This window comes from Sphingopyxis sp. BSNA05, from assembly GCF_013265645.1.
In the GTDB taxonomy this organism is placed as follows: domain Bacteria; phylum Pseudomonadota; class Alphaproteobacteria; order Sphingomonadales; family Sphingomonadaceae; genus Parasphingorhabdus.
Genome location: NZ_PYIA01000114.1, coordinates 1 through 19719 on the forward strand (window position 1 = coordinate 1; position 19719 = coordinate 19719).

The 19719-nt window shown below is 56.8% G+C and carries 10 protein-coding genes and 3 pseudogenes; 3 read left to right on the plus strand and 10 right to left on the minus strand.

Features of this window, described 5'->3' with window-relative positions; translation table 11 throughout:
* Positions 1 to 404: zinc-binding dehydrogenase (locus C8024_RS13905; protein WP_173206231.1), on the plus strand; the 404-nt coding region annotated here is incomplete at its 5' end.
* Between the two features lie 894 nt (positions 405 to 1298).
* Here the strand turns inward: C8024_RS13905 and C8024_RS13910 are convergent.
* The 4 genes from C8024_RS13910 to C8024_RS13920 all read right to left on the minus strand — a co-directional run bounded on the left by C8024_RS13910 (position 1299) and on the right by C8024_RS13920 (position 7175).
* Positions 1299 to 2714, minus strand: coding sequence for an efflux transporter outer membrane subunit (locus C8024_RS13910; RefSeq protein WP_173206234.1), 1416 nt, complete (start codon positions 2712 to 2714; stop codon positions 1299 to 1301).
* Entirely contained in the window at positions 2711 to 4138 is a 1428-nt protein-coding gene (locus C8024_RS23565) for an efflux RND transporter permease subunit (protein ID WP_367947350.1), read from the minus strand. Before C8024_RS23565 ends, C8024_RS13910 begins: the two co-directional genes overlap by 4 nt.
* 229 nt (positions 4139 to 4367) lie before the next feature.
* Positions 4368 to 5873, minus strand: coding sequence for an efflux RND transporter permease subunit (locus tag C8024_RS23570; RefSeq protein ID WP_367947351.1), 1506 nt, complete (start codon positions 5871 to 5873; stop codon positions 4368 to 4370).
* Positions 5874 to 6065: 192 nt separating this feature from the next.
* Positions 6066 to 7175 carry an efflux RND transporter periplasmic adaptor subunit gene (locus tag C8024_RS13920; protein WP_173206237.1) on the minus strand — a complete coding sequence of 370 codons (1110 nt, stop codon included), beginning with the start codon at positions 7173 to 7175 and terminating at the stop codon, positions 6066 to 6068.
* Between the two features lie 477 nt (positions 7176 to 7652).
* Here C8024_RS13920 and C8024_RS13925 point away from each other — a divergent pair, with 477 nt between their 5' ends.
* Together C8024_RS13925 and C8024_RS13930 are read left to right on the plus strand one after the other, a co-directional pair.
* Entirely contained in the window at positions 7653 to 8825 is a 1173-nt protein-coding gene (locus tag C8024_RS13925; protein WP_173206240.1) for a thiolase family protein, read from the plus strand.
* A 48-nt stretch (positions 8826 to 8873) separates the two neighbouring features.
* A complete protein-coding gene (locus tag C8024_RS13930; RefSeq protein ID WP_173206243.1) occupies positions 8874 to 9803 on the plus strand; it encodes an acyl-CoA thioesterase II in 930 nt (309 codons plus the stop codon).
* Positions 9804 to 9806: 3 nt separating this feature from the next.
* On the opposite strand, the pseudogene C8024_RS13935 reads toward C8024_RS13930, so the two are convergent.
* The 6 genes and pseudogenes from C8024_RS13935 to C8024_RS13960 all read right to left on the minus strand — a co-directional run bounded on the left by C8024_RS13935 (position 9807) and on the right by C8024_RS13960 (position 19665).
* Positions 9807 to 11524: pseudogene (locus C8024_RS13935) on the minus strand (class I adenylate-forming enzyme family protein).
* Between the two features lie 54 nt (positions 11525 to 11578).
* Positions 11579 to 13612: pseudogene (locus C8024_RS13940) on the minus strand (3-hydroxyacyl-CoA dehydrogenase NAD-binding domain-containing protein).
* Positions 13613 to 13957: 345 nt separating this feature from the next.
* Complete coding sequence (locus tag C8024_RS13945; protein WP_173206246.1) at positions 13958 to 14308, minus strand: hypothetical protein; 351 nt, start codon at positions 14306 to 14308, stop codon at positions 13958 to 13960.
* A 591-nt stretch (positions 14309 to 14899) separates the two neighbouring features.
* On the minus strand, positions 14900 to 15820 hold the full coding sequence (locus tag C8024_RS13950; RefSeq protein WP_173206249.1) for a LysR family transcriptional regulator: 921 nt from the start codon (positions 15818 to 15820) through the stop codon (positions 14900 to 14902).
* Positions 15821 to 16061: 241 nt separating this feature from the next.
* On the minus strand, positions 16062 to 17672 hold the full coding sequence (locus C8024_RS13955) for a BCCT family transporter (protein ID WP_217272208.1): 1611 nt from the start codon (positions 17670 to 17672) through the stop codon (positions 16062 to 16064).
* Positions 17669 to 19665: pseudogene (locus C8024_RS13960) on the minus strand (sulfotransferase). The gene C8024_RS13955 and the pseudogene C8024_RS13960 overlap by 4 nt, the downstream one beginning before the upstream one ends.
* Positions 19666 to 19719: the final 54 nt, after the last annotated feature.

A 19719-nucleotide genomic window follows, 5' to 3' on the forward strand; every position in this document is an offset into this window, starting at 1 on the left:
AAAACGAAAACGTGACCGAGCGACTGGGCGCGCTCTGCCCCGAGGGAATTGACCTGTGTTTTGAAAATGTTGGCGGTGACATATTGGACGCATCCCTGACGCATATGAAGGATTTCGGCCATGTCGTGATCTGCGGATTGATTTCATCTTATAACAGCAATGAACCGACCCCTGGCCCCTACATGTTTCGCAATCTCATCATGCGTCGCCTGACCGTTCGCGGCTTCGTTATACTTGACCATGAAGACCGTTTTCCAGACGCCATGGCTGCGCTTGCCGGATGGCTTGCCGAAGGAAAGCTGAGCATGCCCCTCCATATTGTCGATGGGCTCGAAGCCGCGCCCAAAGCACTCAACCTGCTCTATACTGGCGGCAATACCGGCAAGCTATTGGTCAGGGTTTAGGCCGATTGCAAACCGACCCTGCACAACCAAAGCTTGATTGCAGAGCGCCATCCACACATGATAATGCCGAGCAAAAACCCTGAGAAACTGCCGGCAACAGGTGTTGCGATCTTCCGACTTGGTCATCGCTCGTTTGCTTTCCCAACCGAGCAAGCACTGCTTTTAAGGGGGTCGAGCGGGATTTGTCGTTAGCGTGGTTGCGACACATCATTGGGACACGGCTAATCGCAAATGAATGACTGTTGCGGGGTCACGTCAGCCGGCTTGGCCCGTCAATCGGAGCCTCAAAAGACCCAAAGCAATAAGGATATCGTAAGAGAGTTATCTCGATCTGTTCGCGGTGGCGTAGGTCAAGCTTAACGGAGCCTATTAGCATGCGTGTGAAAGATGCCTGCCGCTGCACGGGGATCGGCCAGAGTACGCTCTATCTGTTGATTGCGAGGGGAGATGTCGAGATCATCAAGCTTAGCGCATCGACATTAGTGGTGACCGAAAGCCTTAGGCGCTTCGTCAATAAAAGGCGCCGTCGCGCTTCCTGACATATCAGGTCAAGCAGACGGTATCGTAGTTTAGAAAACTGCAGAAAAATCTGGACAAAATTCGGCGCTTCGGGCATAACAATATCACACCGGCTTTGACCATAGGCGGATGCGTGTGGTAACAGGTGTGGTAACGAAGATTTGGGTATGATAACCTGCAAGTCATTACAAATACTTGCAAACTTTTTTTAAAACCACCCTGTCCGCCACAACCCGATCCCGCCCAATACGATACCAGTCATTTTCAGACGGAATTACGCCGCCGATGACGTCCTGCGACGTCGGGTTTCCGGGGAGTGCTAACTCCGGATAAAAACGATCACCCGCCCGACTAACCAGGGCGCGACGTCTCAAATCAAGGTCTGATTCCACCGCCGAGTGCGATAAAAAGCGACACCTGGTTCTGGTCATTCGCGCGGATCAGTTCCAGCAGAGACTGCTGGGCGCTGAACAGGTTTCTCTCTGCGTCCAGAACTTCGAGATAGCTGACGACGCCCTCGCGGTAGCGCAGACGGGCTATCCGTGCGGTCGCTTCTTGCGCCGCAACCGTACGCCTTGCCGTATCGACCTGTTCGCCAAGCCAGCGGCGACCGGCCAGAGCATCGGAAACCTCGCGAAATGCCGTCTGCACGGTCTTGTCATAAGTGGCGACTGCCTCGGTTTCGAGAGCCCGGGCAAGGCCGAGGTCGACATCGCGTGCGCCCCAGTCGAAGATCGGCAGGCTGATCGATGGACCGAAGCTCCAGGTAAAATTGTCGTCGCTGAACAGATCATCCAGACTGTCGGACGTCAGTCCGCCGGACCCGGTCAACGATATGCGCGGGAAAAATGCCGCGCGCGCGGCTCCGATATTGGCGCGGGCTGCGCTCAGGTTTTGTTCGGCTGCGACGATGTCAGGACGGGTGAGCAACAGATCGGAAGGAAGACCAGCATCGAGAGGGCCGGCAAATTCCTGTCTCTCCAGCGGAAGACTGTCGGGCAGATCGGCGGGAAGCCGGCCACCAACCAATACCGTCAACTGGTTGCGGGCTTGTGCGTGCGAGAGGCGTTGTGCCCCCAATGTTTGCTTCGCTTGGGTCAACAGCACTTCTGCTTGCCGGTAATCGAGAGCCGATGTGACACCGGCATCCAGCCGCAATTTGGCGATCCGCAAGCCTTCGGTCCGGCTTTGCAGGGTCGCTTCGGCGAACGCGATCTGTTCCCGGGTTTCGATAAGATCGAGATAGGTCGAGGCGACATCACCGATCAGTGAAAGATAGAAAGCGCGCTGGGCCGATATGGTTGCCAGATAGCTGGCGCGCGCGGAGTCACTCAAATTGCGGACGCGGCCCCAGAAATCCAGTTCGAAAGAGGTGACGGCAACGCCGACATTAAAATTGTCGATTGTGACCGAACTGCTCCCGCCGGTGTCCGTCTCGAGCGGCGTGCGCGTGCGAATCCCGCTACCGCTGGCGTCGATTCGCGGCAGGCGCTGGCTGTCCTGGATCCGGTATTGGGCGCGCGCCTGTTCGATGCGCGCCGTAGCCGCCACCAGATCACGGTTGTTCTCAACCGCGGCAGCGAGCAGCCGTTTAAGCTGCGGATCGTTGAAATATTCGCTCCAGCCCAATTGCGAAGCAATAACGGTGCCGTCGGGACGATATTCGCCATCATAGCCCGGTGCGGTAGCAAGCTCCGGACGCCGGTCTTCAGGCGCCAGATTCACGCATCCGCCGAGCAAGGTGGAGCAGGCCAAAACAACGGATAATGCAAGACGGGACGGTCTGGTCATGCGCTTTTCCCTTCTGCTTGTTCTTCGTCGAGCGAGCCTGCCGCCATCGGAGCCTGTCGGCTCAATTTCTGCCGTACCAGCATGTACAGCAGGGGTATGATGAAGATGCCGATAGCGGTTGCGCTGACCATGCCGCCCATCACGCCCGTTCCCACAGCTATGCGGCTGTTCGCGCCGGCACCCGTCGCAATCGCCAGCGGCACCATCGCCAGGATGAAGGCAAGCGAGGTCATGATGATCGGACGCAGACGCAAGATTGCAGCCGTTTTGACCGCATCGATGGTCGATTTGCCCGCCGCCTCTTCCTCAATGGCGAACTCGACAATCAAAATGGCGTTTTTCGCCGCCAGTCCGATGATGGTTATCAACCCGACATTGAAATATATGTCAGCCGACAATCCACGCAGCAGGGAAAATACCACTGCGCCCAAGACGCCGATCGGAATGATCAGCAGGACCGCCAGCGGCACGGCCCAGCTTTCGTACAGCGCGGACAGCAGCAGGAAGACCACCAGTACGGAAAGCCCCAGCAACAAGCCGATCTGGCCCGCTGACTGCTTCTCTTCATAGCTGAGACCGGTCCATTCATAGCTGATCCCCTCGGGCATTTGCGTCATCGCCTCTTCGACCGCTGCCAGGGCATCGCCGGATGACATGCCGGCCGCAGCAGACCCCGAAACGGTCATCGCAGGATAGCCGTTATAGCGCGCAAGACTGGGCGCCCCGGCCGTCCATTTGGCGGTGGCGAATGTTGAAAATGGTACCAGCTCGCCCTGATCGTTCGGCACCCGCAGCGCCATCACGTCATCCGGGGTCATCCTGTATCGGGCGTCCGCCTGCACATAGACTTCCAGCGATCGCCCGTCGAGAATGAACTCATTGGCGAAAGCGGAGCCAAAATTGATCGACAATGTGGTGTTCACATCGCTGATGGACAGACCAAGCGAACGCGCCAATACCCGGTCGATATCAACCTTGAGTTGCGGGGCGGGTTCCTGGTCTTCCGGCCGCACGCCCGTGACCACATCGCTTTGCGACAAGATGCCAAGCAACTGGTTGCGCGCTTCTGTCAGCCTGGCCCGGCCCAAACCGGCGCGATCTTCGATTTTCACGCTGAAGCCGCTGGCGTTGCCCAGAGACTGTATGGCCGGCGGTTGTATCACGAAAATGATGGCATCTTCATTCTGCGCGAATTTTCCCATGGCCTCGTTCAACAACGCATCCGCCTGGCTTTCATCGGCGGAGCGTTCGTTCCAGTCGATCAAGGGCGAAAACATCATCGCATTATTCTGGCCCTGCCCATAGAAACTGAAACCGCGCACCACGACCAGATCAGAAACCTCATCCTTGTTCATCCAATGTTCGGAAACGGGCTTAACGGCTTCCTCCGTGCGCGCCCGGGTGGCGCCCGAAGGCGATTGCACGACGGTTATCAGATAGCCTGATCCTCGGTGGGCAGGAATGCGGTCGGCAGGCGCAGGAACAACAGGCCTGCAACCAGACACAGTACCAGGAACACGGCAAGGCCGCGCATGGGGCGTCCCAGCAACGAGTCGGTCGCACGGCCGTAGCGGTCGGTCAGCCGCGCAAACCAAAGATTGAATTTGTTCAGCCAATCCGAAACATAAGCGACAATTTTTGCCCATATCTTCGCTACGCCGGTATTTTCTTCCTTATCGCTTCGACAGCGTCCAGATCGGATTCCGTCTCGCCGTCCCTGATAGGCTTCAGCAGGGTCGCGCACAGAGCGGGAGTCAGGGTCAACGCCATCAGCGCAGAGAATAGAATGGAAACCGCCAGCGTTACCGAGAATTGACGGTAAATACCGCCCGTGGATCCGGGGAAAAAGGCCATCGGCAGAAACACCGCGACCAGCACCAGGGTGATCCCGATAATAGCACCGGTTATCTGGTCCATCGCCTTACGCGATGCCTCGACCGGCCCAAGTCCTTCTTCGCGCATGATCCGTTCGACATTTTCAATCACGATGATCGCGTCATCGACCAATATGCCGATGGCGAGCACCATGCCGAACAGGGTCAGCACATTGATCGAAAATCCGAACATCCACAGGCCCAGACACGCGCCCGCCAGCGCGATCGGCACCACCAATGTCGGAATCAATGTGGCTCGCCAGCTCTGCAGGAAAAGAAACATGACAAGGAACACCAGAACCATTGCTTCGATCAGGGTAGTGACAACCTCTTCGATGGAAATGGTGATGAAGGGGGTGGTGTCGTAAGGTATGCTCCAGTTGACATCCTCGGGAAGGCTGGAATTAATGGCCTGCATCCGCGCCTCAACCCCCTCGGCAACCGAAAGGGCATTGGCACCTGTGCCAAGCTGTATGGCCATCCCGGCCATCGGCTGGCCGTTCAAGGTCGTCGATGTGGAATAGCTTTGCGCTCCGATTTCCACGCGGGCAACATCACCCAGGCGCACCGTTGCGCCGCCGGTTTCGGCGAGCAATATGATTTCCTCGAACTGCTTGGTGGTGGTGAACCGGCTTTGCGTCGTGATGGTAGCGTTGATCTGGGTATCTTCCAGAACAGGAAGCGCGCCCAGGGAACCGCCGGCGGTCTGGCTGTTCTGTTCGCGGATCGCGGCGAGAACCGTCGATGGCGTTAGCTTGAACGAAGCGAGGCGTTCCGGGTCAAGCCAGACCCGCATGGCATATTCGGACCCGAGCAGAGTCACGTCACCAACACCGTTTACCCGGCGTAACTCGTCGATAATCTGGGTCGATGCAATATTGCCAAGATCGGTCGAATCCAGATCGCCGCTTTTCGAAGTCAGCGCGACGATCTGCAAGAAGCCGCTGGTGGCTTGCCGCACTTGAATCCCCTGCTGGGTTACATCACTGGGCAGGCGGGCCTCGATTGTGCTGAGGCTGTTTTGCACGTCGGTTTGCGCAATATCTATGTCCGTGCCCGCTTCGAAAGTCAGCGTGATCGAGCCCGTGCCATTGGACTGGCTGGACGAGGACATATACAAAAAGCCTTCGATACCATTCAGCTGCTGCTCGATCAGCTGGATCACATTTTGTTCCAGCGTCGCGGCATCTGCGCCGGGATAGACGACCGAGATACTCAGGGATGGCGGGGCGACTTCGGGATATTGCTCGATCGGCAACTGGCGCAAGGCGATGAACCCGGACAATAATATGCCGAGCGCGATGACCCATGCAAAATGGGGCGGTCAATAAAATATCTTGGCACCGCTCAGCCCAACTTTCGCGAAATATATAGCTGGCTCGACAGGATCATCGCACGGCCTCCGTTTTCGGTTTGGAAGCAGATGGAGCAGTCGGCGTTTTCGGTGCGGCTTTAGTGCCGGCGCTGTCCGATACATTCATAGAATTTTTGCTGTCACCGGCACGCCCGCCCGGATTTTCTGCAAATTGCTGATGATGACCTTGTCGCCCGCTTTCAGCCCGCTTTCGATTATCCACATGGCGCCGGTCATCGCGCCCAGTTCGACGGAGCGTTCGGCCGCATTGCCGTCACCATCAATAACCATGACGGTGCCCCCAGTTTCGCTAACGGTTACGGCTTTCTGAGGAACCATAAAGCCCCCTTTCTTCTTGCCCACGAATATTCGAGCCCGGACAAATTCACCTGGCAGCAAAAGTCCGGACGGGTTGGCAAACTCGGCCCGCAAGTCCACCGTACCGGTGGTCTCGTTGACCGAAAAATCCAGAAAGTCGATCTGGCCGGGGATCGGATATTGGGTGCCGTCTTCGAAAATCAGTTCGACCTCTGCGCTATCATTTTCGTTCAAGACAATGGTCCCGTCGGTAATCCCCCGCCTGACGTCCAGCACGCGCGAGGAAGACTGGGCAAAGGTGACATAAACGCGATCGGCCTGTTCTATACGGGTCATCAACGTGGCTTCAGAGGCACTAACCAGCGCGCCCTCGGTCACTTCGGCGCTCCGCGCACGACCGCTGATGGGCGCCCGGACCGTGGTATAACCAAGTTGCAGATTTGCGGCGTCAAGCTCAGCCTTGATCTGGGCGACGCTGGCCTGGGCTTCGCGGGAAGCTGCTACTGCTGCATCATATTCCTGACGGCTTATGGCCTGTTCCGCAACCAGCGGACGATAGCGATCTACCACCGCTTGCGCATTGGCTGCCGTGGCTCTTGCCCGTTGCAGGCTGGCTCGCACCTGCGCGGTGCTGGCACGCAATTCCGAAGGATCAATCGAGAACAAGGGCTGTCCCGCCCGAACATTTGAGCCTTCTTCATAGAGACGCCGCTGTACGATGCCGGTGACCCGCGCTCTAACATCTGCGACGCGCACCGCCTCCACACGCCCGGGAAGCTCTATAATATTGGGTATTTCGGATTCGCTCACAGTGTAAATTTCCACCGGCATAGCCTGTTGCACGGGAGCTTCCGGTTCGCCGGAGCAACCCATAAGGCCGAGAATGAAAAATCCAGCCAGCACATTTTTTATCATATTCAAATTCCTGTGTATCGAGCGAATGTCCGATGAGCTTTGGCACGAGGATAGGCCCATCATTTCCGCACCGCAACATTCATTGTGCACCGCAGCAAAAACATTTGTTTGGAAGGCGCAAACAAATAATTCGGCCCATTTAGGAGATTTCCCACCAGCCTGCAGTCCCTTTCTTCGCTCCGGATCACAATCGAAATACGGGGCCTAGGGCTGATCTATCCGCTATTGACGGGGTTGATGGCGGTCGTCGAACTTCTCCGACGTTGCGCTTTCGGACCACCGTAAATGCATGCCCAGACCCGCTAGGCTTCGGGAAGGTGCGCTGCACTTTTGCCACCATCCCGCCGCCGTGCCCCTACCATGTCTTTATGCGCGGCTCTGCGGTGGACTTTTGCACCCTGCCCCCTATAAATCCGCTTGGACACAGACCGCGACACCAAAACCAACACTCGCGGCACATCGGCAGGAGAATTCAATATGCGTGAAGCAGTCATCATATCCTATGCTCGCACCGGGCTCGCCAAAGCCGGACGCGGCGGCTTCAATATCACGCCTCCGATGACAATGGCTGCCCATGCGGTGAAGCATGCCGTTGCAAAGTCGGGTGTCGAAAGCGATTTCGTCGATGATTGTATTTTCGGCAATGTCGCGCATGCAGCTCCCAATATCGGGCGTAACGCGGCGCTTCTTGCAGGGCTTCCCAAAACCACCGCCGGGGCCACGGTCAACCGCTTCTGCTCGTCCGGCATGCAGTCTATCGCGATAGCGGCCAACCATATCCGCGGCGACGGCGCGGATTGCGTGGTCGCAGGCGGCGTCGAAAGCATTTCGATGCAGGGCCCCCGTGCGGCCGAAGGCAGTATCGACGAGGAAATTCTGAAAATCGCGCCCGCGATCTTCATGCCGATGATCGAGACCGCCGATATCGTCGCAGAGCGCTACAATATCAGCCGCGAATATCAGGACGAATATTCCCTGCAATCGCAGCAGCGTATTGCGAAGGCCCAGGAAGCCGGGCTTTTTGACGATGAAATCGTCCCCATGCAGACCAGGATGAAAGTCGTTGACCGGGACACCAAGGAAGAAACCATCGTCGATTACACGGTGGATCGGGACGAGTGTAATCGCCCCACGACCACCTTGGAAGGCCTGGCCAGTCTGAAACCGATCATGGGCGAAGATAAATATATCACGGCCGGTAACGCCAGCCAGTTATCCGATGGAGCCGCCGCGCTCGTGCTTATGGAAGCGAAGGAAGCGGAGCGTCGCGGGCTGAAGCCATTGGGGCGTTTTGTATCCTGGGCGGTAGCCGGATGCGAACCGGATGAAATGGGCATTGGCCCGGTATTTGCCGTTCCCAAACTGCTGGAGCGCCAGGGCCTCACCGTTGACGACATTGATATCTGGGAACTCAACGAAGCCTTTGCCAGCCAATGTCTGTACAGCCGCGACCGGCTGGGTATCGATCCCGAGAAATATAACGTCAATGGCGGCTCCATCTCGATCGGCCATCCCTTCGGCATGACCGGTGCGCGCTGTGCCGGGCATCTGTTGCAGGAAGGCCGCCGGCGCGGCGCGAAATGGGGCGTCGTCACCATGTGTATCGGTGGTGGACAAGGCGGTGCCGGACTGTTCGAAATATACCCCTGAGCCTTCGCATCAGTCAGAATAAGATAGATTTTAAGGAATAAACGCAGTTTGGATCAACTAACAGACGAACAAGTCGAGCGCCGGCTGTCCGCCGCTCTGGCCCATCGCACTTCCGTGCCCGCAGAGAAACTTATCGCCGGATTGCTCCGGACCTTCACGCTCACCGCGGATGGTGATGACGAGTTCATTTTTCCTGCGCTCAGCTCCACCGCGCGCGAACGGATTTTTGGCGGACAGGTGATCGCGCAGGCGATTGTCGCGGCGGACCGCACGGTAGACGACGAAAAGAATATCCATTCGCTCCACTCCTATTTTCTGCGGGCCGGAGACGAAACAAAGCCGCTGCATTTCCGGGTGCACCGCGATTTTGACGGACGGAGCATTTCCAATCGCAGGGTCGTTGTCCGTCAGAATGACAAGGTCATCTTCAACCTGACCGCTTCCTTTCAGAAGCCGGCCGAAGGGCTGCATCATCAGGTGGATATGCCCGATGTGTTGCCGCCGGAAGACTGTCTGAGCGCGATAGAGCAAATCGCCCGGAATCCGCAGGTCTCGGACGAACATATCGAGCGGATGAGCATGCCCCGGCCCTTTGAGGTGCGCAGCTTCCACCCCGAAGGCAAAACCAAGCACGCGCGCCAATATCAGTGGTTCAAGACCGTCGCGCCGCTGCCCGACGACCCGCTTACCCATCGGGCGACTTTGGCGTTCGCCTCGGACATGGGCTTGCTCTCGACGTCGATGATACCGCATGGACTGCACTGGACGACGCCGGGACTATTCTCGACCAGCCTCGACCATGCCATGTGGTTCCATGACGATTTCAGGGTCGATCAATGGATATGTTACGTGATGGACAGCGACTGGACCGGCAGCACGCGCGGCCTCAACCGGGGTTCGCTTTACCGGCAGGACGGCACATTGGTCGCATCAGCCGTACAAGAAGGTCTTATCCGGCTGATGCCGCCCAAAGTCTGAGGCTCAGAAAAGCGTCTTCAGATCCTTTTTCAATATCTTGCCATTGGCGTTGCGCGGCAGGCTTTCGGTCCGGAACAGAATCTTTACCGGCACTTTGAAACCGGCCAGCCGTTCCCGGACCCATTGCTGCAATTCCGCCTCGCTGGCGGTTTTGCCCGGAACAAGCTGAACGATAGCCGCCGGTTCTTCGCCCAGTGTCTTGTGGTCGATGCCAACGAGCGCCGCATCCATCACAGCCGGGTGGTCGTAGAGAATATTCTCCACTTCGGATGAATAGATATTCTCTCCGCCCCGAATGATCATGTCTTTCGCGCGGTCCACGATATGGCAGAAACCTTCGTCATCCAGTCGGGCCAGATCGCCGGTCCGCACCCAGCCGTCGACAAAGGTTTCGGCCGTCGCGTCCGGACGGTTCCAATAGCCTTTCACCACCATCGGGCCGCGGGCCCATAGTTCGCCAACTTCGCCCACGGGCATTTCCTGGCTGCCGTCGTCACTCATAACCTTCAGGTCTGCTGCCGCCACCGGCGGACCGCAACTGGTCGGCCGATTGAGATAATCTTCGGCGCTATGCGATGTAACCGTCGCCATGGTTTCGGTCATGCCCCAGCCATTTCCGGGCAGCGCGCCGAACACTTCATAGATTTTCCGGGCGAGCTCCGGCGCAGAAGGGGCACCGCCATAGGCGATGGAATCGATGGAGCTGAGGTCATATTTGTCGCGGTCCGGATGTTCGATCAACTGCCACGCAATGAATGGCACGCCGCCGGTTGCATTGACCTTTTCCCGTTCGATAATCTCCATCGCCTGGACGGTATCCCATTTGTGCAGGAAGACCATCTTGTGGCCGCCGTGGACGGTGGGCATCATTATCGCCGAACAGGCCGTGCAATGGAACATGGGCACCACCGTCAGGCCCACGCGAACCGTAGGCTCGGGAAGCTCGTCGCCGCGTCGCAAGGCTGCCGCCGCGCCGGAATAGCCGACCGAAATTGCATTGGTGGTGAGGTTGCGGTGCGAACCGAGCGCCCCCTTCGGCTGTCCGGTCGTGCCGCTGGTGTAGAAAATAGTCGCTGGATCATCGGGTGCGATATCAACCGCCGGTAGTTTCTGATCAGGCAATTCCGCATAGTCATTGGGCCGGCCGATAATTTCTTCCAGAGGACGCGCAGGATCTGCCAACGCCACCGGGCTGCGCGCCACAATGACATGGTCGAGATCGGGCAGGTCCGCCATGTGGGGCGCAATGCGATCCCATCGCTCGGCATCACAGAGCAGCACACTGGTTTCGGAATTGGCCAGTCCGAAGACCAGCTCCTGGTCGGTCCACCATGCATTGAGCGGGACAACAATCGCACCAACCGACGCCGCTGCAAAAATATCACCGGCCATTCGGGCAGATTGCGCATCGCCAGCGACACCCGGTCACCTTTGGCCACGCCCATATTCTGCAGTTCGAAAGCCAGAGCGGCGACCGCGCGGTACCAGTTCTCATAGGTAACGCGTTCATCTGCATATATCAGGAATTCGCTGTCACCATGGCCGCGCGCATGTTCCGCCATGGCGGCGAGCGTGGGATGGGCATGTTTCCAGACACGGGTTGCGACGCCGTCAATATTGACCATTTCCATTTCAAACGGCTGGTCCGGCGCGCACAAGATGGATTCGACTTCCTTGCGCGACCGTACGGGCCATCCAGCAGGCGGTGTCCACTTTTCCAGTGGATCTATTGCTTCAGCTGACAAAATTTTCTCTCCTAAACGATAAAAATTGTTCTATTTGTTGAACTTGCCTCCTGCGGCGGCTTTTTCCTGCAACATGTTCGCGACCGGCAGGCCATGTTTTTTCAAGCCGGCGACAATATTGTCGAGCCCAACCGTATCGGCCCAGAACATCGGTCCACCGGTATAGAGCGGCCAGCCGTAACCATTGATCCAGACCACATCGATATCGCTCGCACGCTGCGCCATACCTTCCTCGAGGATTTTGGCGCCTTCGTTGACCATCGGGTAGAGCAGGCGCTCGCGGATCTCGTCTTTCGAGATTTCTCGCTGTTCTTTGCCCGCTTTGGCTGCGAATTCGGCGATGATTTTTTGACTTCATCGGAAGGCGTGCGCTGACGCGCCTGATCATAGTCATAGAAACCTTTGCCGACTTTCTGACCCCAACGGCCGGCAGCACATAGGGCGTCGCGCAAGGTTTCGATACGCTCCGGATCGCGATGCCAGCCGATATCCACGCCGGCCAGATCGGACATCTGGAACGGTCCCATGGGGAAACCGAATTCGAGCAATACGTCGTCGACGACCCAGTAATTGGCGCCTTCCATGATCATGAGATTGGCCTGCTCCTGACGCGGACTGAGCATCCGGTTGCCGATAAAGCCGGGGCAGACGCCCGAGACTGCCGCGACTTTGCCGATCTTTTTCGACAGCTTCATCGCGGTCATCAGTACATCGTCTGCGGTCTTCTCGCCGCGCACGATTTCTAGGAGCTTCATCACATTGGCTGGCGAGAAGAAGTGCAAGCCGAGCACATATTCGGGCCGCTTCGTTACCGCAGCAATCTCGTCGATATTCAGGTAGCTGGTGTTGCTGGCCAGGATCGCGCCCTGTTGGACGATTGCATCAAGCTTGGTGAACACGTCCTTTTTGACATCCATATTTTCGAACACGGCCTCGATCACCAAATCGCAATCGGCGAGATCATCGTAGGACAGGCTGGGCGTCAAAATGCCCATGGCATCCTCGACTTGCTGCTCCGTCATGCGGCCGCGCTTGGCTGTGTTCTCGTAATTTTTCCGGATCACGCCAACGCCGCGGTCGAGCGCCTCTTCTTTCAGTTCGACGATGGTCACGGGAATGCCAGCGGAGAGAAAGTTCATGCCGATACCGCCGCCCATGGTGCCGGCGCCCAAGATACCGACTTTATTAATCGGGATGGGATCGATCTTGGGGTCGATACCGTCGATCTTGTTCGCGGCACGTTCGGCGAAGAAATAGTGTCGCATGGCTGCCGACTGGGTGCCGGTCATCAGCTTTATGAACAGTTCACGCTCTTTCGCGACGCCATCGGCATAGGACAATTCCCCCGCAGCCTTAACCGCCTGAATGCCCGCTTCCGGAGCCTCGAAGCCGCGAATTTTCCGGCCGTTTTTCTGCCGGAACTCGTCGAATATCGCGGGGTTTTTACGCCATCTTCGTTGGCTGTGCCTTCGGAAGACCGGGGCGGTTGTTTGCCGATCTGTTCGCGGGCGAAGGCTATTGCATCTTCGGCCAGACTGTCTTCACCGACGATTTTGTCTACAAGTCCGATCGAGTGGGCCTTGGTCGCCGAAATGGGATTCCCAATCACAACCATGGGTAACGCCGCTTCCGCGCCGACGACCCGCGGAAGGCGCTGGGTCCCGGCCGCGCCCGGGATAAGCCCCAGCTTGACCTCGGGCAGGCCCATTTTAGCCGACGGAACAGCAACCCGATAGTGACAGGCCAGTGCAACTTCGCAGCCACCACCCAGAGCGGTGCCGTGAATGGCCGCAACAACCGGCTTGCTGCTGGCCTCCAGCCGGTCGAGGGCCTCGCCCAAATTGGGCCCCTGCATCGGCTTGCCAAATTCGGTTATGTCGGCACCGGCAAAAATGTCCGTCCGTCACAGCGGATCACCACCGCTTCTACCTCATCATCGGATAACGCTTCTTCGATGCCGTCGACCAGTCCTTGGCGTACGGCCGCGCCAAGCGCGTTGACCGGAGGGTTGTTCGAGATGATGACAAGAATATTGTTCTGTTTCTCGGTGGTGACGACAGACATTTTTCTCTCCTTGATTATTATGTCCAGAGGCAGAACAGATGCCATGCGCCATGTCAATCGTGACGGTATATGCTGACATGGAAACCCGCTCCGTTGTGAGATACCCGTGCATGTGCAGCCAGGGAGACAGTAGTCAGCAAATTCGGACAAATCTCGAATTCCGTTAAGAGCATTGCCGGGCCCCAAATGGTTCCGCCGTTTTCGAAAGAAATCATTTCGCAAAATAGCTGCTATTTTAGACAACAGTTTGCTTTCTCCCGGCTCTGCGTTGAATTCGGTACAAGTTTCAAGCCGGCACCCCGATGTGCTGCACAAACAAATAGCGAGAGAGCAATGCCAGTCCGTTCACTTCACCACGTTTCCTTCACCGTTACCGATCTTGATAAAACGCAACAATTTGCGGAAGATTTCGGTCTCCTCACCGTCGAGAAAAGCAACGACAATCTTGTCATGAGAACCGGCGGCGGCGATGCATGGTGTTATCAGGCCCGTCCCGGAGAACGTGGTTTTTCCAGCCTCGGTTTCCTTGTCGACAGTGAAAGAGACCTGGAGAACGCAGTCAGGGACCATGGCGCGACCGCTATCCGCGAGCTCGACACACCCGGCGGCGGTCTGGGAGTGACGCTCACCAACCCTGAAGGGATGAAAGTCGATCTGGTGTACGGAATAGCGGGAGATGTCCCAATAGAAGTTCAACCGGAACTGCGTCCCAATACGCCGGCAGCACGGACCCGATTCGGAGAGCCACAAAGCACCCGTCCACTTGGACCCGCGACTCGCGACGCTGCGCCGTCACGACGATCACGTCCAGTCCACCGGACCGTTGCGCTCTTTCGTCGCTGGCGGAATCCTGAGCCGCGGCCGGCGATGCAAACATCGCGGAAACCAGAGCTATCGAAAGTGCGGCCTTGGATACGGACGCATTACATGTATGGAATTTCATTCTTTTCCTCCCCTTTTGAACACGGTTTTTGCCGCTTGTACGCCGCGGCTTGATACCGTCTCGTGAATAAGCCAGATTCACGAATTGCGAAAATCACTTTCAACAATAGTAATAATCATTTTTGCAGATAGCAAAAATCATTTGTTTATGTCAGTATTCACAAATATTATTTATGGATAAAATGGGTCGGAAACCTCTGATTTCGATGGCGATTTGCAGGTTCCCGGATCACCGCTCGCAATTCGAAGCCTGAAAACCAGAAAAATTCGGGTGTTTGGTCCTAGGTTATAATTCGGGGAAAGGCCGCGATCACTGCAAATCTGGATCATTGCGAAAGGGTCCCGCTACGATGCCTTCGGCAACCCCATCGGCCTCTCACTGACCTGTTTCAATTTCCGGCGCAGCCATATCAACGCTTCATCGGTTTCGCGGCTGGCGTGAAACTGCATCATCTCCTGCATCACCGGCAAACTGATCGGCGGCTCGGCGATGACCAGCGAAGCAGCCGGCGCCACTTTTTGGGCCAGCCTTTCATGCATCAGCGACAGCCGCATGGTACCCGGGATCAGCCAGGGCGCCTGGATGAATGATGGTGCTGTTATCTCGACCCGTCTTTCCAGCCCATGGATTTCCAGGGCCCGTTCGATGAGAGTATTGCGATGACCAATCTGCACGGCAATATGGCCGCAACCGAAGAAGCTCTCGGTCGTTAGGGGCTTCTGCATGATCGGATTGCCGGACCAGCCCACGACGACATATCGCTCCTCGAACAACAGATCGCGCGGATGGTCCGGGTGCACAAAATCTTCCGGTGTCAGAAACAGATCAAGCTCGCCGTTGATCAACTGGTCTACCGTGTCGTGATTGGGCAGAGAGATATCAAGCCGCAAATGCGGAGCCTCGCGTTGCAACACGTCAAGCAAGGGGACGATCAGTACGGTGGTGATATAATCGGATGCCGCAATCTTGAAGCGGCGATCCGATGTCTGGGGATCGAATCCCTTCCCGCTGGAAATCAGACTGCGCAACTGCATTATGGTCCTGGAGATTTCCGGGGCTAGGGCGATCGCCCGCGCGGTCGGTATCATCTTCTTGCCATGTTGCTTCAATATGTCGTCTTCAAAGGATTCCCTCAGCCGCTTCAGGGCAGCGCTCATGGCTGCCTGGGTGACGTTGAGGCGGTTGGCGGCACGGGTCACGTTGCGCTCCTGCAACAGCACATCAAAAGCCACCAGCAGATTGAGATCGAAATTGTCCAGCCGCATTGGCAATAGATAGCAGTTATCTAAGGTGGCTTAAACAGAAAATTGAATTGATGGTCTTGTCGCTTACCCACTGCCCCTGAGGGTCGGCAGTATGCACATAGGCCATCGCCCAAGCGTCGTTTCGCCAAGCGTCGTTTCGCCAAGCGTCGCTTCGCAGCGTAGGTCACCTGTCGCTCGTCAATTGCCCCAGGGCCCTGATATTATGCCAAAGCCTGGTACAAGCGGACCGTCTAAATTAATCCTAGGCGTCCGGCTTCCTCGCGCTCAGCAGACGATATTCCGACATCAGCCCCTTGAACAGACTGTAGCAACAGACCAGCAGCACCACGGTAAACGGCAGGCCACTGGCTATTGCTCCGGCCTGCAGCGTCCCCAATGCCGTGGCACCGCCGCCGACCAGCAGCGCCGCTGCAACCATGCCCTGCAATACGGCCCAGAAGATGCGCTGTGCAACCGGCGCGTCGGTTCGGCCACCAGCCGTGATCGCGTCGATTACCAGCGAACCGGAATCGGAAGATGTTACAAAGAATACGATCAGAAGAAGGATGGCGAGAGACGATGCGATAAAGGGGAATGGCATATTCTCGAGCATCTGGAATAGGACCAGCGGTACTTCGCTGATACCGGCGGGTAATTGACCGACACCTTCCTTCACCTGCTCGATGGCCGTCACCCCGAAGGTGGTGAACCAGATGATCGCGACGATCACCGGCACAATGAGCACCACGGTCAGAAATTGCCGGATGGTCCGTCCCCTTGAAATCCGGGCGATGAACATGCCGACGAATGGCGACCAGCTGATCCACCAGGCCCAGTAGAATATCGTCCAGCCATGATACCAGATCTTATCCTCACGACCGGTCCAGTCACTCAAAGGTATGGCATATTCCGCATAGCTGGCGACAGCAGTTCCGAAGCCCTGGAATATCTGCATCGTCGGACCTGCGACAAATACAAAGGCGAGCAGCAATGCGGCCAGAAACATATTGATGTTGCTCAACAGCTTGATGCCGCCGTCAATGCCGCGGATCACCGAAATGATCGCCAGTCCGGAGATGACAACGATCAGCAAGAGCTGCGATGTCAGGCTCGCATCGACCCCGAACAGGAAAGATATTCCGGTGGCAGCCTGTTGCGCGCCAAAACCGAGCGAGGTTGCCAGCCCGAAAAGCGTCGCGATCACGGCGAGAATATCGATAAGATGGCCAGGCCACCCCCAAATCCGGTCACCCAATATCGGGTAAAAAGTCGAGCGTATGGTGAGCGGCAATCCCTTGTTGAAGGAGAAGAAAGCGAGCGCCAGCCCGATCACGGCGTAGACCGCCCATGGCGTGAGGCCCCAATGGAACACGGTCGCGCCGAGCGCCAGGCGTTCGGCCTCGGGCGTCAGCGCTTCGGCATTGAGCGGTGTGCCACCCCAGTCGGTATAATAGGCCATTGGTTCGGCGGCACCGTAGAACAGCATGCCAATGCCGACACCGGCGGAGAACAGCATGGCTATCCAAGAGACCATAGTGAATTCCGGCTTGGCCCCCTGCCCGCCCAGTCGGATTTTTCCCAGAGGAGAGATGGCGACAGCAACACAGAAGAACAGCACGAAATTCGTGGCAATAACGAAGAACCAGTCAAAATATCGCAGCGTCCAGGCTTTGGTTGTCTCGAGTCCGTCTTGCGAGATATGCGGAAATACCAACGACAGCAGCACGAACGCGATAATCAGAATGGCGCTGATGAAAAACACCGGATTGTGCATTTCCAGACCGAATGTATTTACATTGTCCTGTCCCGCTTCATAATCGGTTTCATAATCCGTATCGACAACATCCGCCGCAGTTGTTTCCGTTCCGCTCACTGTCGTGGCTCCATCTTTTTATTTCCCAACGCATCTTTCAACGGCTGCAAATGTGATTGATAGCGGCGCCACAAGTCGACACTCGCTCTGGTGATTGGCCGGCGCACTTGCTCGGAACTGGCAGTACGCACAGCGCGTTCGGTCTGGTGAAAATCGATACAGGCCTGCTCAAAGGGCAAATCCAGATGATCGAGCATCCGGCGGACCTGCCCGACGAGATCGTCGAGCACATCTTCATGCTGCACCCGCAGGACAGCACCGGGTAGTACATTGTCCCAATGGTCCATCAACCGAACATAATCCCGGTAATATTGCCCCACGTCCTGCAGCCCGTAAGTGAATTCCTGCCCCTCGGCGAACAGCTGCTTGAAACCGGAAAAGCAACAGGCCATCGGCTCCCGTCGCGCATCGATAATTCTGGCATTGGGTAATATCAGTTTGATCAAACCGATGTGCCGGAAATTATTAGGCATTTTATCGATAAAAATGGTGCGCCACTCCGGTGAATTCGGGTGCTGTCGATATATTCCTGCCCCATCGCTCGCAGTTGTTCGGCGTCGAGGTGAAAAAGATTGTCCGGATATAGAGAGTCGTTGCCCGCCTGCTTGGTCCGCCGCAGCCGGTGCGCGAGGGACAGGATATTGGGCAATTCCAGCGTACCGTCAATCTGGCTATGCGACGCCAATATCTGTTCCAGCAAGGTCGAACCCGCGCGCGGCAGTCCGAGGATGAAAATCGGGTCCGGAGCATCGCAGCCTTGGCCAGTGTGCTTGTCAAAAAGCATTTCCGTACAAATCTCGATCTGGCGGTCAAGTTCATGCGTCATTTGATCGGCGTCATAGCGCGACTGTACGCGTTTCAACCGGTTTCCGCGATCATAATGGCCAAAAGACCTGTCATAATCCTCGCGGTCTTCATAGGCCTTGCCCAGCGCGAATCCGATATGGATCCGGTTTTGATAGCTCAGCCGATTGCCGGATTCCTGAGCCTCCATCTGATGCAGTTCCTCGTCGCTGAAGCGATAGATTTTCAGGTTGGCCAACCCATACCATGCATCTCCATGACCGGGATCCGACTGAATGGCCCTTTGGTAGGACAGGACCGCTTCTTCATGGCGACCAAATGTCTTCAGCGCATGCCCGCGAGATGTCAGTGTGACGGGATCATCAGGCAAGCGGTGCAGGACCTTGTCAAACAGTTCCAGCGCCTGTTCATAATCTCCGGTCTGCATCGACTCGATGGCGTAGAGCGATTGGAAAACCGGATTGTCCGGTTGCCGCCGATAGAGAGTTTCGCTTTGTTGCAATGCTTCTGCAAATTTCTGACGTTTGCGAAGCACCTGGATATAGTCGATCCGTACCTGAATGTTATCCGGTTCAAATTCCAGTGCGCTTTCCAACAGGAAATCCGCATCTTCCAATATTCCGAGCCGCGAACCGATATCCGCCAGCAAGCGCATGGCCTCCACATGCTGGGGATTGTTTTGCAGGAAGTGCCGGCAGGCCGCCTCGGCCTTGAGCAGCTTTCCCTCATAAAGAAGATTCGCAATCACAACCAATGGCTTTGGCATATTGCCGATCCGCTGTTCCTGTCCGCGCATCTCCTTAGCGGCATCGTGATGGCCCCGGCTTTCCAGAATCTCGGCCTGCGCTCTCCAACTGGCCTGCAGCGCGGGATTGCATTGGCATGCACGCCGATAGGCAATCATCGCCTTGTCCAGATCGCCTGCGGCCTTGAGGATATGACCTTCTTCCTGATGCGCCCGGCCAAAATCGGGAGACAGGCTCTTGAGACGTTCGACGCTTGCAAGAGCGCCATCGCCAAGACCCAGATAGCGCTCGCAAACCGCCTTCATGTAGAGAGCGTCGATATTTTCTGAGTCGGCCCGCAAGGCGCTATCCGCCAAGCGCAACGCAGCATCAAACTGCCCCTCATACATTCGGGTGCGGACCAGTTTCAGCTGCTCTTCGATATCAGGACCGGATTCTGGCATCTGTTTTTGGCTTATAGTCCTCAATGTCCGGGGAGGCCCGCCAAGCGGCGAGCC